The organism is Bradyrhizobium sp. AUGA SZCCT0169, from assembly GCF_018130085.1.
GTDB lineage: Bacteria > Pseudomonadota > Alphaproteobacteria > Rhizobiales > Xanthobacteraceae > Bradyrhizobium.
On the sequence record NZ_JAFCMC010000025.1, the window covers coordinates 80773 to 96960 of the forward strand.

General features: G+C 59.6%; 14 protein-coding genes. 9 read left to right on the plus strand and 5 right to left on the minus strand.

The genetic code is table 11. The features are described from left to right. Positions 1-50 precede the first annotated feature (50 nt). Genes JQ609_RS24465 through JQ609_RS24475 form a run of 3 tightly spaced genes read right to left on the minus strand, consistent with a single transcriptional unit; the run spans position 51 to position 3039 of the window. On the minus strand, positions 51-1091 hold the full coding sequence (locus tag JQ609_RS24465) for a DNA polymerase III subunit delta' (protein WP_212275275.1): 1041 nt from the start codon (positions 1089-1091) through the stop codon (positions 51-53). Then, on the minus strand, positions 1088-1774 hold the full coding sequence (tmk, locus tag JQ609_RS24470) for a dTMP kinase (protein WP_212208700.1): 687 nt from the start codon (positions 1772-1774) through the stop codon (positions 1088-1090). The genes JQ609_RS24465 and tmk overlap by 4 nt, the downstream gene beginning before the upstream one ends. A 2-nt stretch (positions 1775-1776) precedes the next feature. Next, on the minus strand, positions 1777-3039 hold the full coding sequence (locus tag JQ609_RS24475) for a D-alanyl-D-alanine carboxypeptidase family protein (protein ID WP_212275277.1): 1263 nt from the start codon (positions 3037-3039) through the stop codon (positions 1777-1779). Between the two features lie 166 nt (positions 3040-3205). On the opposite strand from JQ609_RS24475, the gene JQ609_RS24480 reads away from it, so the two are divergent. Further along, positions 3206-4147, plus strand: a complete 942-nt coding sequence (locus JQ609_RS24480) for an alpha/beta fold hydrolase (RefSeq protein ID WP_212275279.1) — start codon at positions 3206-3208, stop codon at positions 4145-4147. Here the strand turns inward: JQ609_RS24480 and JQ609_RS24485 are convergent. Next, positions 4141-5067: a septal ring lytic transglycosylase RlpA family protein gene (locus tag JQ609_RS24485; RefSeq protein ID WP_212208799.1), complete on the minus strand. Its 927-nt coding sequence runs from the start codon at positions 5065-5067 to the stop codon at positions 4141-4143. The two genes, JQ609_RS24480 and JQ609_RS24485, sit on opposite strands and share 7 nt — an antisense overlap. 1061 nt (positions 5068-6128) lie before the next feature. Here JQ609_RS24485 and JQ609_RS24490 point away from each other — a divergent pair. The 5 genes from JQ609_RS24490 to JQ609_RS24510 all read left to right on the plus strand — a co-directional run bounded on the left by JQ609_RS24490 (position 6129) and on the right by JQ609_RS24510 (position 9085). Further along, positions 6129-6380, plus strand: a complete 252-nt coding sequence (locus JQ609_RS24490; protein WP_212275281.1) for a chemotaxis protein — start codon at positions 6129-6131, stop codon at positions 6378-6380. 61 nt (positions 6381-6441) lie between these two features. Then, complete coding sequence (locus JQ609_RS24495; protein ID WP_249128358.1) at positions 6442-6642, plus strand: hypothetical protein; 201 nt, start codon at positions 6442-6444, stop codon at positions 6640-6642. A gap of 314 nt (positions 6643-6956) precedes the next feature. Beyond that, complete coding sequence (locus JQ609_RS24500) at positions 6957-7202, plus strand: hypothetical protein (RefSeq protein WP_212275283.1); 246 nt, start codon at positions 6957-6959, stop codon at positions 7200-7202. 1200 nt (positions 7203-8402) lie between these two features. After that, the gene (locus tag JQ609_RS24505; protein ID WP_212275285.1) at positions 8403-8594 is read left to right on the plus strand and encodes a CsbD family protein; all 192 of its coding nucleotides are present in this window, start codon (positions 8403-8405) and stop codon (positions 8592-8594) included. 131 nt (positions 8595-8725) lie between these two features. Beyond that, positions 8726-9085: a hypothetical protein gene (locus tag JQ609_RS24510; RefSeq protein ID WP_212275287.1), complete on the plus strand. Its 360-nt coding sequence runs from the start codon at positions 8726-8728 to the stop codon at positions 9083-9085. A gap of 1943 nt (positions 9086-11028) precedes the next feature. On the opposite strand, the gene JQ609_RS24515 is transcribed toward JQ609_RS24510, so the two are convergent. Then, positions 11029-11370 (minus strand): DUF1236 domain-containing protein, encoded by a 342-nt coding sequence (locus JQ609_RS24515; protein ID WP_212275288.1) that lies wholly within the window; start codon positions 11368-11370, stop codon positions 11029-11031. Between the two features lie 490 nt (positions 11371-11860). On the opposite strand from JQ609_RS24515, the gene JQ609_RS24520 reads away from it, so the two are divergent. The 3 genes from JQ609_RS24520 (at position 11861) to JQ609_RS24530 (ending at position 14632) form a co-directional block, all read left to right on the plus strand. After that, positions 11861-12313, plus strand: coding sequence for a hypothetical protein (locus tag JQ609_RS24520; RefSeq protein ID WP_212275290.1), 453 nt, complete (start codon positions 11861-11863; stop codon positions 12311-12313). A gap of 1015 nt (positions 12314-13328) precedes the next feature. Then, on the plus strand, positions 13329-13487 hold the full coding sequence (locus JQ609_RS24525; protein ID WP_212275292.1) for a hypothetical protein: 159 nt from the start codon (positions 13329-13331) through the stop codon (positions 13485-13487). A gap of 23 nt (positions 13488-13510) precedes the next feature. Continuing rightward, positions 13511-14632 carry a glycosyltransferase family 4 protein gene (locus tag JQ609_RS24530; protein WP_212275294.1) on the plus strand — a complete coding sequence of 374 codons (1122 nt, stop codon included), beginning with the start codon at positions 13511-13513 and terminating at the stop codon, positions 14630-14632. Positions 14633-16188: the final 1556 nt, after the last annotated feature.

The window sequence follows — 16188 nt, forward strand, 5'->3', positions numbered from 1 at the left end:
TTCCTTTAAGCGTTCAAATCAGATTGTCCGGATTGATATCAAACGGAGCGTCACCGCGTGGCTTCCGCGAGCATCCCGAACACCGAGAAAACCAGCGGTTTTCGTTCCAGATTGTACGATTCCGTATCGCGCGCGGCGCGGATGATCTTTTCCCATACCTCCGCCAGCCGTGCAAGGCGCGGCAGGTTGGCGTTGGCGTCATCAGCGCGCAGCTTTTCGCCGATCCAGCGATCGACGCCATCGACGAAGGCGGCAAGGGCCACGCGGTCGCTCCCGCCCAGAGCGTCACCCAGCGCGTGCAATTCGCGGGGGTCGACATGCGGCAGGGTCGCCAGCAGCGCCGCGGTCCGTTGCTGCAATTTCAGCGCATCGCCGCCGAGCAGCGTGACCGCGCGTGAGACACTTCCCTCCGCCGCCTCTGCCGCTTCCGCAAGCGCGGGATCATCCGCCATCATGTTCGCAGCCTGTGCGGCGGCGCGGATAACGTCGCCAGTCGCCAGCGGCCGCAGCGGCAATTTGCGGCAACGGGACAGGATGGTCGGCAGCGCCCGCGCCGGCGAATGACTGACGAGCAGGAACAGTGATCGCTGCGGCGGCTCTTCGAGAATCTTGAGCAGCGCATTCGCCGCATTGGGATTGAGCTCGTCGACGGTATCAACGATGCAGACCCGCCAGCCGTCGACGGCCGCAGTCGAGCCGAAGAACGAGGTCGTCTCGCGCGTCTCGTCGACGGTGATGACGGTGCGCATCACGCCGCGGTCGTTCAGACTGCGCTCCAGCACCAACAGCCCGCCATGGGCGCCATTGGTAACCTGCCGCGCAACGGGATCGGCGGGATCTACGGCAAGCGTCTCCGCGCGTTGCACCGCTGGCGACAACGGGTTGGGATGCGTCAGCACGAACCGCGCCATGCGATAGGCCAGCGTCGCCTTGCCGATGCCCTGCGCGCCACCGATCAGCCAGGCATGCGGAATGCGGCCGCTGCGGTAGGCGTTGATCAGTGCGATCTCGGCATCGCGATGCCCGAACAGGTCAGGCGTTTCGCGGGGATGCCGGACTGCGGTGTCCTGCTCGACCTTGCGGGCGCTCATGCGGAACTCGCCGTCGAGGAAATAGCGAACAGGTGATCGCGCAACGCCTTCCAAACGCGGGCGGCGACCGTGTCGGTATCGGCATTGGCGTCGATCAACGCGCAACGCTTCGGATCTTCCGCGGCGATCTGCTGGTAGGCATCGCGCAAATCCTGATGGAACTTGACGTCCTCTGCCTCGAAACGGTCGGGCGCGCCGGTGCCGCGGCGGGCGGCGGCGCGCTTCAGTCCGACTTCAACGGGGATATCGAGGATGATGGTCAGGTCCGGCTTGAGATCGCCGATGGTGACCCGCTGCATGGCGTTGAGCACGGCGGGCGAGACCTGCCCCAGCCGGCCCTGATAGGCACGCGTCGAATCCGAAAACCGGTCGCACAGCACCCAGATCCCTTGACTGAGCGCCGGCTGAATCACCGTGCGCACATGGTCGTCGCGGGCGGCGGCAAACAGCAGCGTTTCCGCCTCCGGCCCCAGCAACTTGCCCATGCCCGACAGCACGACATGACGGATGATTTCGGCGCCCGGTGAGCCGCCGGGCTCGCGGGTGACGATCGCGCGCAGTTTTACCGTTGCAAGGCGGTCGGCCAGTTTCTTGATCTGCGTGGACTTTCCGGAGCCCTCGCCGCCTTCGAACGAAATGAACTTTCCGCGTCCCGAAGGCCGGCTAACCGTTGCTTCGGCCATAATCAGAGCTTCTCTGTGCTCGCGCGGAACACGCCGATGACAAGCTCGCTGGCGCCGTCGATCGCCCGGCGCATCGTCGAACCGGTCGCGACCGCCTCCACAGCATAGACCGGCGCCTCCATCGCGACATTGCCGCCGCGCCAGACCCGCACCACTCCGACCGGCTGGCCCTCGGCGACCGGCGCCCGCACCGGGCCGCTATAGACCAGGCGCGCGATCAGTTTTTCGTTGCCGTTCTTCGGCACCATCACCTTGATCGGCTCGCGGCTCGCAAGCTTGACCGATCGGCTTTCACCGCCGAACACCTTGGCGTATCCGACCTGTTGATTGGCGGCGAACAGCGTCCGCGCCTCGAAATTGCGGAACCCCCATTCCAGCATTTTCTTGGCTTCCGAGGCGCGATCGTCGGGGTCTTCGAGCCCGTTGATCACTACAATCAGCCGGATGTCGTTCTGGACGGCGGAGCCGACCATCCCGTAGCCACCCTCCTTGGTGAAACCGGTCTTCAGCCCGTCGGCACCGCTAAGCGAGTTCAACAGCGGATTGCGGTTCTGTTGCCGGATCTTGTTCCAGGTGAACTCCCTCTCCGCGAACAGCTTGTACATGTCCGGATAGGTTTGAATGATATGGCGCGCGAGGACAGCCAGTTCGCGCACCGTCATCTTATTGGCGGGATCAGGCAGCCCGTTGGAATTACCGAAGGTCGACCTGGTCATGCCGAGCTCGCGCGCCCGCTTGGTCAGGAATTCGGCGGCAAAGATCTTCTCGTTTCCAGCCATCCCCTCGGCGAGCGCGATGCAGGAATCATTGCCGCTCTGAATGATCGCGCCCTTCAGGAGATCGTCGACCGAAACCTTGCTGTTGAGGATGGCGAACATGGTCGAGCCGCCCGCCGGCGCGCCGCCTTTGCGCCAGGCGTTTTCGCTGATGCGGTATTCGTCGGTCAGTTTGACCTTGCCGGTCTTGACGGCGTTGAACACCACCTCGGTCGTCATCAGCTTCAGCATGCTCGACGGCGCCCGCAACTCGTCGGCGTTCTTTTCGAACAACACGCTTCCGCTGGTGGCCTCGATCAGGATCGCGGTCGGCGCATCGCCGTCAAAACCGCCCTCCGCTTCCTTCTTGCCACCCTGCACGCTGTTGTTGGCGGCGTAGACGATCCCGCCCCAGCCGACGGCCAGTGCCAGCGTGGCCGCGATCAGGCCCCGCCACGGACGTGCGGCCGCGGCGTCAGCTTTGCGGGAAACGGGTCTGTCGGCAGCCATTGGCGATGTCCTGAATCCCGGCGTTCTAACAGTTGGAAGTATCGCAAACAACACAGGTTTTCGGACTTGTGGATCAGGCGATCCAATTGCGGCGCCGACCGAACGACCGTATCCTCCCGTGCGCTGCAATTTCCCGACAGGATACAAAAAACAGGGCGGAAACGCGATGCCATCCTCACGCACCATTTCCGCAGGCGGGATCGAGTTGTTTGTGCTCGAGCAAGGTCAGGGTCCGCTGGTGCTGCTCTGTCACGGCTGGCCCGAATTGTCCTATTCGTGGCGGCACCAGATCCCTGCGATCGCGGCAGCCGGTTTCCATGTCGTGGCCCCGGACATGCGCGGCTTTGGCCGCAGCAGCGCGCCCGCCGATGTCGGGGCATACAGCATCTTCGACACTGTCGGCGACATGGTCGCGCTGGTGTCGGCGCTGGGCGAAAAGCAGGCCGTCATTGTCGGCCATGACTGGGGCGCGCCGGTTGCCTGGCACGCGGCGATGTTCCGCCCCGACGTCTTTACGAAAGTCGCGGGCCTCAGCGTCCCGCCCCCGTTCCGCGGCCGGGGCCGGCCGCTGGAGAGCCTGCGCGAGGGTGGAATCACCAATTTCTATTGGCAATACTTTCAGACCCCCGGCGTTGCCGAGGCCGAATTCGAGCGGGACGTCGCCTGGACCATGCGCCTGGTGCTCGGGCGCGGGGTGTCCGACCCGGCCGCGCTCTACATCACCGAGGGCAAGGGCTTTCTCGGCAACATCAGCCCCGTCGTGAAGCTGCCGGATTGGCTTGATGAGGCCGACATCGCCTATTTTGCCAAGGTCTATCGGGAGTCGGGCTTCCGCGGCGGACTGAACTGGTACCGCAATCTCGACCGCAACTGGGAACTGACCGCCCCCTGGCAGGGGGCGCAGATACATCAGCCGTCATTGTTCGTTGCGGGATCGAAAGATTCCGTCATCACCGGCCTGATCGGCGCCAAGCGCGTTACCGAACTGGAGCGGGTGCTGCCTAACCTGCGGCAAAAGCTGATCATCGACGGCGCCGGTCACTGGGTTCAGCAGGAACGGCCCGATGAGGTCAACGCCGCGTTGATCGCCTTCCTGAAGAATCAGTAGAGCCCGCGCCCGCTCAGAACCTCGCTCGGGCCCCGCGGATCGATCGGCAGATAGGCTGCGCGAGGCGCGGCCGTATAGCCCGCCTCGTTTTCGTAAGAGACCGCCCGTGGGTTTTCCAGCGCCCGGCCCCGGGTGCGGTTCGACGTCGACATTTCAGAGGTCGCATTGATCGAGGCGTAGTCGGCCGACGTGTTGCCGAGGCTATAGGGCCGCCCCTCCGGCATCGGAACCTCGCCCCGGATCCGGCCCGCGGAGGACGGCATCTCGGGAACGAACGGCCGGGCGGAAGCCACACGCACTGTGGATGGTGACGGCGCCGGAACGCCGGTCCGCAAGGTCGCCATCAGCTGGCGGTCGTCGGAACCCTCCAGGGGGGCCCGCCCAACATATTCGACGCGGACCTTGGCGACGCCATTGCTTTTGAAATCAAGCAGTTCAGCCGCCTTGTTCGACACGTCTATGAGGCGATTGCCATGGTATGGGCCGCGATCATTGACGCGAACCACCAGCGATTTGCCGTTACGCAAGTTGGTGACGCGGGCGTAGCTGGGGATCGGCAGCGTTGGATGGGCTGCCGTCAGCGAGAGCATGTCGAATACTTCGCCATTGGCGGTCAGCCGGCCATGGAAATCGTCGCCATACCAGGAGGCCATGCCTTCCGCGCGATAGTCAGGGTCTTCCTCGGGCACATAGACCCGCCCCGCAACGGTGTAGGGCTTGCCGATTCGGTAGGTGCCGCCACCCTTCGGCACGGGCTCGCCCATCGCCACCACCCGGGGGCTCGAGGAAACGCCGTATTTCGGATCGACGCGGCTCGCGAACTTGCCCGACGAGGCGCAATTGGCGAGGAGGACGCAGGCGGCCACAGCAGCAGCGCCACGCGCCACCCGGACCATCGATTTCGGCCGTCGAATCCCCATTTGCCCCAATTACCATTCTCACGGCCGCATGCCTACGTTGAGGCTGCAGGGCCTGATTCCTTGATACGGCCCACCTCCGCACCAAGTCGTAAAGATATCGCAACCCGAACACGGCGGAAATGCGGTGCGCGCCGCCGTGGTGAATCAATGGTTGCTAATATCCATGGCCGCCCCGGTTTGCGTTGGTCCCCCGGCGATTTACGGGCTGCATTGTGACGATCGTCCCTTGCCCTGTCCCGCATTCGGACAATCTGTTGCAGCAAATCATCACTCGGCCCGGATCTGTCGTTTCGGCCACTGAATCTTTTTGACTGTGCAACGCCGCAGTCGTTCTGTGCGTGCAGGGGCGCAAAGGATTTGTGCGATGATTGAGACGGTTACAGCGATTATGGGCTTGGTGAGCGCGGCGATTTTCCTGGCTCATGCATTCGAAGGCTATCGTTCCCGGGCCTGACTTTCAGGTCCTGCCGGTGGCTTTGGCCCCCGGGCAGAAAGACGCATCACCTCTTTCGAGGCGGGAGATTCGGAAAGCTTTAATAAATTCGGACGAGCATCCAGAGTGGCAGGTGTATCATGCGCAACCACGATTTGGTCTCCAACGGATTCCTCGCACTGACCACGGCCAGCCTGGTGCTGCTGTGCTCGAGCTTGCTGGCGTTCGCGCTCGGCTAGGACGACGGCCTTCCGCATTACTGGGCGGGATGGCATCCTCACCGCGCGAAATGACGCTTTCCCCGGCGGCACGCCCCTGCTAAGTCGCTGACATCCAAAGACGGAAGGGTGGCCGAGTGGTTTAAGGCACCGGTCTTGAAATACTAAAGGGCGTATATTGCCCCGTACTTACTGGTAGTATTTCGTCGGGTTTTCCGAGGAGTTTTCGCACCTCGATACCATCGTAGTCCGACCAGTGAGCCGCAGTTAGCTGGGATTTGGCCCCAGCATTGGTCCCAAGAAAAGCGTCTGTCCATATCAGCAAAAGACCGCTGTCACCTTGGAAGGTTTCGGACTCGCATTTTCACGGCCCTCTCCTATCTCAGCCGCATGAAGACCAGGAGTTCGACATGGAAATCGACCGCTGGGAGAAGGATGAGGCTGGAGACATCAGGATGCTGCCCCTGTTGGGGTTCTCGATCCTTATCGCCGCGGAAACCGCGATCGGCCTCCGGCTCGAACATGATGGCGACAGCGAGGATTCGCCTTCCGGCGCGCTACAACTGATCCTGACGCCAGCGCAGGCAAGCGATCTCGGCGGCATGTTGCAGAAGGCCGCCGAGCGCGTTGGGGAACAAACCGTCCGGCGAATACCCTCGTAACCGGTAAACCGGCGGGCTCTTCTGGACTCGCATTCCTTGGCACCTGCCCTATCTAGCCGTCATGCGTACCTGTGCCTTCGAACCCTGCATCCCGACCCGCGCCACCAAGGTCCCGACCTCCAAAAGCTGGATCCACGAGATCAAGCATGACGGCTATCGGATGATCGTCCAGCGCGACGGCAACAAAGTGCGGCTGTTCGCCCGCAACGGCCATGACTGGAGCGATCGTTATCCGCGCATCGTGGAGGCCGCAAGGTCGTGATCGACGGCGAGGCCCTACTGCTCGGCGTCGACGGTGTCTCGCTGCTTTCCTGATCAACTGCGCCGCTGATCTGACGTCGGCGCAGCGGGGTTTACCGCCCTACGGGCCTGATACGCTGGCATGGGCCCTCACGCGGGCCAGAGCAATGTTACCTTACCCGTAACTTAGCCCCGCCTCACCGGCGGGGCTTTTTCGTAGTGCAGAAGCCCGCCAACCGATGCCTTATTGCTTGTCCGGCCACCCTGCCATCCGACGGAAAGTGGAACGTGCACCCGCGACACGTAGTTAGTCCGGACAGCCAAAAGGAGATCACGATGTTCAAGAAGACCTTTATCGTTGCGGCGTCCCTCGCGTTAGCTTCGTCCGCATTTGCGCAAGGAAGCAAATCACCCGGCGGCTCGGATGGCACGCTAGGCAACCAGATGCAGGATACCACTAAATCGAGAACTCTGGGCGCATCGGACGCGCCGGGGCACCAGCTGCAGGATGATGCCAATAAGTCCAAGGGCGCGCGGGGACATCAGACCACCACGGGCTCCAGCACCTCGACCAAGAAGTAGAACATTATGTAAGAGCGAGGCCAGGTCCGTTGGCCGAGGGTCGGCGCGTCGGCCTGGTTAGCCTCTCAAGGCGAGGAACCGTCGGCAGAGGTAATCGGGGGTCGCTTGTATCAATAATCACCGCGGAGCCCGCAGTCCCGGTGAAGACAGCCACTCATCGACATGTGTTCCAGTTTCCGCTTGGCGGGCCTTCCGGAGCAGTTCGGACCAATTTTTCGGCTTGGGCACGCAGCCGCGCGGCTTCCTGCTCAAGGCGCTCGTTCAGGGATAAAAGTTGTTTGAAACGACGTCGAGGGATCATGGCGCGCTCCTTTCCGTCAGAGAAAGGCTGCCAGGCGTTCTCATCACAGATAAAAACCACGTACCGGGCTGTGATGGTCAAAAGTGTAGAACTTATCATTGCCCGCGTCGGCCCAGTGCAGCACACACTCCCCAAAATAGCCCCGCCGGACGGATGAAGAAATGGCCTAGCGGCTCTCCTCCTGAGGCTGGGGCCGTTTCTACGATATGGGGCCGGGAATTGCGCAGACCCGGGACTTCAAGCGCTTGCCCCGTTTGGAACGGCACCCCTGCGTCTGGAGTTATACACATCGAGAAAATCAACGGGCCGTTCCTGTTCACGTTCGGCGGCAGCCCGGCCGTGTACGGCCCGGCCGCAGCTACGCTGGGAGGGCGCGCGGCGGTGGATGAGCTAGTACCAGCCCATGTGGAGACAAATTCCTATCCATGCGAGAACGGAAACCGCTGCAATTGCGTTGGCGTACTTCTGATAATTCTGCATGTCACTTCTCCGGAGCGGTTCAAACCGCGTGCGGATCGGCCGGTCCAAATAAGAAGTAGCCGTCCCGGAGGACTTCGGGAGCTTGGGTTTATGTAAAGTTCACCCCGCCGGCGCGGAGCTATTCGCCTGAGCGCTTGCCTGTTTGGCTCATTAGGCACTACATACGTCCAGCCATCGGTTTGTTCACTATGGAACACAAAGGCATTGAGTACAGCTTAGTCCAGGCAGCCAGCCCCTTACCGCCGGCAAGTTGCAGCCGGGTCGTGACTGGCGGACGCAGGTCACGGACGAGTTTGCCACCCCTCTTCGTCATCAACGTAAGCGCCAAGACCCCGCACTAGCGCAGGCATCCGGCCCTTCCGTGGAACGGCTGTGCAGCTTTGCCGTTGTCCCTTATCCCAACAGCAAGGAGCACGATCATGGATCGCGAACACGTTAAGGGCGCTGCCGACAAAGCGAAAGGTGCCATCAAAGAAGGTGCCGGCAAGCTCACCGGTGACAAGGAAATGGAAACTGAAGGCAAGATCGATAAGGCCAAGGGTTCCGCCCACAATGTTGCAGGCGACTTGAAGGATGCAGCGCGAGACGCTGTTGACGCCATAAAAAAATAGACCGAAGGAAAAACCAAAACTCGCCGCCTTCGGGCGGCTTTTCTTTAATCACATACTCGCGACCGTATTTGCCAGGAACAAATGCTCTTGGGATGCCTTTGATTCGGGTTCTGTTGCGCGGAGTTGCTTTGATGCGTAATTCCATTTGGACGCCGTCGATCGTGCCCAATGGCAACGACGAAACGGTCTATCTGGTCGCCGATGATTTCGGCAAAATCGGCCGCGCCTGGCGCGAGACCGACTATGAGACCACCGACCTCGAGACCGTGATCCAGGACCTGCTCACTGGGCAATACAGCAACCCGATCCGCGTTATCGCCTTCAACACCGCCGAGCGCTGGTCGGAAGACGTTTCCGATGACGTCGCCTACGAGCTGCGTCGGCGCTGCGATCTGCAAGGGCGCGACATCCCGTTTTTCCTCCAAGACTTCACCGACCGCCTCGAACGCTACCGCGACGTGCAGCTGCCGCTGCCGATACGTCTGGTGTGACCCATGGTCGAGCTTCGGCCGCCCCGATTCCTGGTCAGACAGGATGGTAGCGGAACAAAGTGGATGGTCTGGGACCGTGTGTTGAAGCGACCTGCCCTTTTAAAGGATGAAGAATTGGTGAGGCTGGCGTTCTCCGCCGCCGAGACCCTTAGGGACGCTTTAAACACCGATAAACGGGCGCGTTGCACTAAGGCCCCCGGAGCTTCGGTAACTGAATAAAACGATCAAAAGGCCCCGATGTATCCCGCGGCGAGGTTGCGAAGCTTCCTCAAATAGCGACGGAAAGGCTGGCGGTCATGATTGGCAATGATGTTCATGTAAAAACGTGGAATAACTCATCGTCGGACATCAGCTACGCAACCTTGATCCAACCAAGGAGTTTCGCTGCGCATCGGTCAGGTCATCGCTTTCTGTGCTACTGCCGATAATACCGATACGGCCGCTCCCATACGAATGTCGAGCCGAAGCGATATGGCAGCGGATCATAACCGATCAAGTACGCAGTTTTAATGCGATAGTGTCGATGGCGAAAGACCCGGGTGGAGAGGCGCGAGGTGCTGCACACGCACCGCTGACGCGAGGTGAAGTCGGACGCAGAACTTTCATGCGGCTTTAGCGCAGCAGCAGATGCTTGATCCGAAAGGATGCAGAGCGCACTAAAGGCGACAATCGACAGGAGACGAACCATGGCAAATCTTTCCAAGACACCGAGTATAACAGCACAAAGATAAGCAAGTTCCCTGACCCGTTAGACCAACGCTGTTGTATGAGAATGAGGTGTCCGCGGGCCTGGCACAAGGCCGCCGGAAAGAGACCAGCGCTATCAGACTCTCCTCGTCGAGTTACAGATGCTTTGAGCGCATTTCGCGTCGTGCCGGGTTATCCCTCAATGGATCGATCATTGCACTTATTCCCGGATAGTCGATCATTGTAATATTTACGCGTGGCGGGACGGCAATTAGTCTTCGAGCATTATTAATCTAGGAGATACTCAGCAAGCTGGTTGCTCGGCCATTAAGCCGGGCCCACGTCAGCGAGCCATGAAACGGCCCCGGGGCGGAAAAGCTACGCCGCACCAAGGCCGCCAACCCAGTTGGGGTTTTCTCCCGGTAGGGGCATACGGGGGCTTGGAGACCGGGAGCCTTGCATCGACGCGCCGGAGTTCCAAAGAAACGGCCCAGCTTCGGGAGACAGCGCTGTATAATCAGCGGCTGAGTGCGCTTTCGAGGGCTGGCGGTTTCTGAACGCCTGGCTCCTTCGGGACAAACTGGCAATTGTCCGGTCCCTCAATTGCTATGATCAAACGGCCCCCTTCGCGGGCGGCATTTTGCCGGCCAGAGCAACTCCGGAACGACTTGCAGGTTATCTTTCGGGAAAAATCGGAAAGGACGCGGAAATGAAAAAGATTTTGGCATTAGCGACTGCTGCCACCATCGGCATTGGTTCCTTGGCTGCCTCCTCACCAGCCGAAGCGCGGTGGCGAGGAGGAGGATGGGGTCCCGGTATAGCAGCCGGGTTGATTGGGGCAGCAGTGATCGGGGGCATAGCCTCTAGCGCCTACGCCTACGGACCCGGCTATGGTTACTATGGCGGCTATCCCGGCTACGGATATGGCTACGCGCGTGTATCCTACGGGTATGCCCCCGGATATTACGGAGGTTACGCGACGAGCTACGCACCCGTTTATTACGGTCCGAGGTATCGGCGCGTCGTTCGCCCCGCCTACGCCTATTACAGCGCGCCTCGGTACCATCGTTGGCATCGCGGCTACCGCCATCATTGGTGAACTGGGAACCAGGCGGGAATAAGTGGCAATCGGTGATTGTCGCGGAGTTGGTTACGCTGTCCACCAGCGCTAGCTAAAAAAAAGCCCGCGGCCGAACAGGCCGCGGGCTTTTCGCTGTATTAAAAATGATGCTTGGATAACCGCATCATTGAGCACGTTAGTCGATCTCGTGGACGACAGTACGCGTGCCGGGGTCGACGAGCATCACGCGGTCGTTGGAGTAAACGTACCGGTATTTGCTGACGGACGGCCCCCAGTCCGCGGGCACTGCTTCCAGCTCGACGCTGGTCGGAATTTTGGCGCCGACGACGAGTCGTTCTTGCGTCGTGATGGGCCGAACCTTCTTCTCGGTAACGTAAGTCTTAATCTTGGTGCGATATTGCGGCTCGATCTGAATGGCAGCGTGGCCGGTGCCGGTGGTGGTTGTAACAGTCGTCTGAGCAATGGCAGCGGTGGCCAAAAGCGACATGGTAGCCGCAATCGCTAAAACTTTTTTCATCGGTGAATCTCCAGTCCGCTTGAGTGCGGACCTGCCTAACGCTAGCGCAAAGATAACGTTCCACTTTTTCCCGACTTCTGCGGGCAAAACTAAGTGCGCTTCATACTGTCTTTGCCGCGCCAAAACGATCATATCGCAAAGGCATTTCTTTCGGGATCTGTCGGCCGACGGTATCAGCGACGCGGCGTCCTTTTGAAGCGTTGCAGGCGCAAGTGCCGCGATCGCTCAAAGTGCTCCACGGCTCGCCCGCTGAAATGCCACCGCCCGCCCCTATGCCTATCCGAAGCCGCTGCCCGCGAGCTGCGGGATCGTAACACCATCGAGGCGATCCATGGCGGCCGCATCCATATCGCAGGAGGAACGTCGTGCCGAAAAGGGTTATGCAGAGCAAAAGCGGGCGCTTAATTACCGGGCACGATGTAACGGAACTTTGCATAACTAGCAGCGTCGTCATTCTCGAGCGCCCTCGAACCGTGCAATAGAGACAACGGTGTTTAGTTGGTTCCAGCCAAATAGGCAGCGAGAGAACATCCGGAAGGATCGCAAGCACCTTGAAGCCAGGGCTCGTCGCCTGTTGAAAAATTACCTGTCTGCGGATGGCCCGTCGAAAGCAGCAGTATACGAGCTGATCGCTGGGGCAGCTGCAGGCTGCCAACCTGATATTTCTGACCCGGAGTTGGAGGGCGTGCGGCTCGCTCAAGCCTCTGCCGAAGTAGGCCTCAACGTCGTTAGGGTGCGTGAACATCAAGCATTCGATGACAACGATCACTTAGCGGAGTTGATCACTGACGCTTACGCAACGGTAGCCATTGCATACGGCCGTGCCTCCGCCGCCTATACGGTTGATGAGGAGATGCAGAAGCTAGGGACCGCGGCTGTGCACCTGCTTACCATAGCAACCTCATATATGACCGCCCATTCGGATGAAATACCGCAGAAATGAAGGGCTGTTCCGCTTACCAAAACCACCCGACCCCATGAACACCATTTTAACCTAAGTTATGGTGAGAAGGGTTTTGAGCAGCCACCACTAAGGCAATGAAGCCTCTGGTTCCGGCTTACCTCCTGAGCTGGACGTTTGAACGAATGGCGCAGCTAGAGCGAGATGCCAAGGCATCGACGAGCGCGCCGGTTACGACCGATGAGCTCGAGATTCCGCCGGCGTTGTGGCGCGCTTATTCAGCCGCAATGGCGCAATATCTTTCGGCGCCGCTCGAGGTCCCTGTGACTTTTTACGCGGCCGAACACGACGGCCGAGCGTGGCGGCATCTGTAGTTCTCAACTCGACGTGGTCGAGGTGCCATGGGGACATCATGGCTGCCTGACGATCGGCGCTGAACGGCTGATTGGTCATCTGCGGAAAAGAATTGACGCTTTGATTGACGGCGCGCCCGCTGCCATTGAACCGCGCACGTCGCCGATCGGCTCTCACGGGGCGCAACTTGGTGGCCGCTTACTGGGCTCGAAACTTGAGGATCAGACATGCCACAACGGGTCGGTGTGGGATAGCTGACGCTGAACGGTCGGGTTGGCTCGCCGGCTTGGCCTTCCAGTCGAGGAAAGCCGTAGTCACGAAACAGTACGACCGCTGAAGGCGATTACCCCGAGAAGCAATCTAGATGCGACGCCGATCACTTGCCTCAGAAGTCCCACCCGGTGACTTAAAGTCTCCGGATTTGCCGATTGTTGAAACCGGCTCATTCTTGGCTTGAATCCCTAACTTTTCGCTCATACCAAACAGTCCACAGACTGTCGCAGTGACTAACGCCATCACTATTAGCATTCTCTGGCGTGTCATCGACGGCTCCCGCACGTTTCCACCGATGCTGCATTTGCTACGTAATCAACGTGTTGGTCGAGCAAAGTTTCCTAACCTGAGCGCCAGTTGCCACTTTTTCCCGCCCATATGGAACTCTGCCTTTCATCGAGCGTTTCGCAAATGACAGGAGGGTGGCGACATGAATGAAGGTGCAGAATTAGCGACCGCTGGTTTGGCGGTGGCCTTTGCGGCTGTTTTGCTGGTCGCCTCGCACCTCTTCATGGAAACCCAATCTGCGAAGCAGTTCGTCAAAGGCTCAAGCAAAATAACTACTAACACAATCGCCAGCTGGCTATGACCCGGCTGCGGCTGGGAGAGCCGATGAGAATTGCGCAGATAGCTCCTCTAGCGGAAAGTGTACCTCCCAAGCTTTACGGAGGCACTGAGCGGGTCGTCGCATGGTTGGTCGAGGAATTCGTTAATGCGGGCCATGAAGTAACCCTGTTTGCTAGCGGGGATTCCGTGACCAGCGCTAAACTCAACGCCGTTTGCCCGCGGGCCCTTCGCCTCGGTCGCCCCCGAACCGATCCCATGGCAGCGCTTATCGAGGAGGTCGCCTGTAGGGCAAATGATTTCGATTTGATCCATGCACATATCGATTGGCTGCATTTGCCGTTGCTAAGCAGACTTGGCGTCCCTTTTCTAACGACCTGCCACGGGCGCTTGGATTTGCCGCTTTTCCCGGACGTAATCCGCCGTTTTCCTAAAGCAGCTTTTGTGTCGATCTCTGAAAATCAACGTATCCCGCTTCCGCAAGCAAATTGGATCGGCACCGTTTATCATGGCCTCCCGAAGGATCTATTTCGACCCTCCTTTAAACCTGGCTCCTATCTGGCATTCCTTGGCAGGTTGACAGCCGAAAAGGGGCCAGAGCCTGCGATACGCATCGCGAGAGCCGTAGGCATGCCTCTTCACATTGCTGCAAAGATACCGCGGGGCGAAACGACCTACTTCAAAGAGTCTATTGAGCCAGAGGTTGACGGAAAGCAGATCCGCCTGATCGGAGAAGTCAACGACCAGGCCAAGCAAGGGTTTCTTGCCGGGGCCGCTGCGCTTCTGTTTCCGATAGACTGGCCTGAACCGTTCGGCTTGGTGATGATCGAGGCGATGGCCTGTGGCACGCCCGTTATTGCCTTCAGGTCAGGATCCGTACCGGAAGTCGTTGACCACGGTATAACGGGCTTTGTCGTGTCCAACGAAGAAGAAGCAATTGAGGCTATTGGGCGTCTCGGCGAACTCGACCGGCGTCGCATCCGGGCCCAGTTTGAAAGTCGATTTACCTCACGACGAATGGCTGAAGAGTATCTCAAGCATTATACGGCGTTGGCACCGAAACGGAACACTGTGAAATCGGCCGGTAAAGACGCTTTGCAGGAACATTCACTCATAGACGCAACGGGTTTTGACCTTCATGCTCCGGACGCAGGATCGACGGGAGCGTGACACCGAATTCCTGTTCGAGCTCGGCATTGGCTGTGTTCGAGTCACTGACAGTTGCCGCCCGAAACCAGAGAAGCCGGCAAGGGCGACCATTCTCGCCGGCGCTTGCCGATTGCCGTGGAGTCTGGGCGACGAGCCCGCACACGGCGCCAGTCAAGTTAGCCGTGGGGCAGTAGAGCGCATACTACGCCCGCCGGTACTGTCCGTATTTAAGCCCCTGTGTCCTATGAATCCGGGGGGGTCCTAATTTCGTTCTAGTGTCGGGAACCAGGCATAGGACGTATCGTTAGGCCCTTCATGGAAGAGTTAGACAGACGCAAGAATGAGGCTCTGGTCGCGGTGACGTTGTGCACCGGGACGCTCATTGCCTGTTTCGGCATCGCGCTTGCGATGATTTAGGGCTCCACCGGCCCATTAACTATTTCGCAAGGTGGTCTGTTTTGCTCAGACAGACGCGTTAACTTCCTATTAGATCGTCTTATCACCGCCCGGTCAGTGGCTTTTATCGGTGATGAGAACGCCTGGTAGCGCTCCCGCCTTCCTCAATGGAAAGGAGCGCCCTATGGTACAGCGGCGTCGATACAAGCAATTGCTATCCCTCTCCGAACGTCTCGAACAGGAAGCCCGGCGGCTACGCGCCAGAGCGGAAAAATTGCCGCACGGCCCGGAGCGGGAACAGATTCTCCGCAAGGCACGCCAAGCGGAGACTGCGACACACGTTGATGAGTGGCTTTCATCGCCCGGCCTGCAAGCGCCGGAGTGAGGCTATGCGCACCGTTGAACAGTACCTCGAGAAGGCAGTCGAGTTCGAGGCGTTTGCGGCAACATCATCGAACGAGTGTACGCAAAAGCGGTTCGCTGACATCGCCGCGTGTTACCGGCTATTAGCTAGACGGGCCCGGTTGGTAGCTGTTGGCGCGATCCCGCCGGAACTAATTCGAGACAAACCATCTCCGGACCGTCCCATTAGCGCAACTTAGAAGCTGACGGACATGCGCGAAGACGATGCAGCTTACTGCCGCAAGGCCGCGGACCAGTGCCGTTCTAATGCTGCCGCGTCTGTGACCTTGCTAGCCACAGACGCATGGCTAGAGCTTGCGTCCGACTGGACGACACTGGCGGAAGCGTTCGAAAAGGAAGCCCGGCCGCGATGGTTGAACTGAGGCCTCGCCTAGCAACTGGCGTTCTCATCACCGATGAAAGCCACGGGCGGGCGGTGATCGGGACAATCTGGCATGTCCGGTGGCCGACATACTGGTCAATTTGACCACTAGGAAAGTTAATGAAAGGCAAAACGGCAATTTTCACACTAGGCCATTCGAGCTCGCCCGATATCTAGGGGCGTGCTGGAACGACGGCCACAGTCTCCCCTGCGCTGGGGCCGTTCTTTGGCACTCCGAATAGGCAACCCGCAGATTCAAAAAACGCGACTGTTTAGTGCCAGCGGAAAAACACCCCGCCGACGATTACCAGGATAACCACCGCAAACGCCGCCATAAGCCAAGGCATGTCTTTTCGCTCGCGGGGGGTCATTTGCTCTCCGGTGTCACCACAATGAG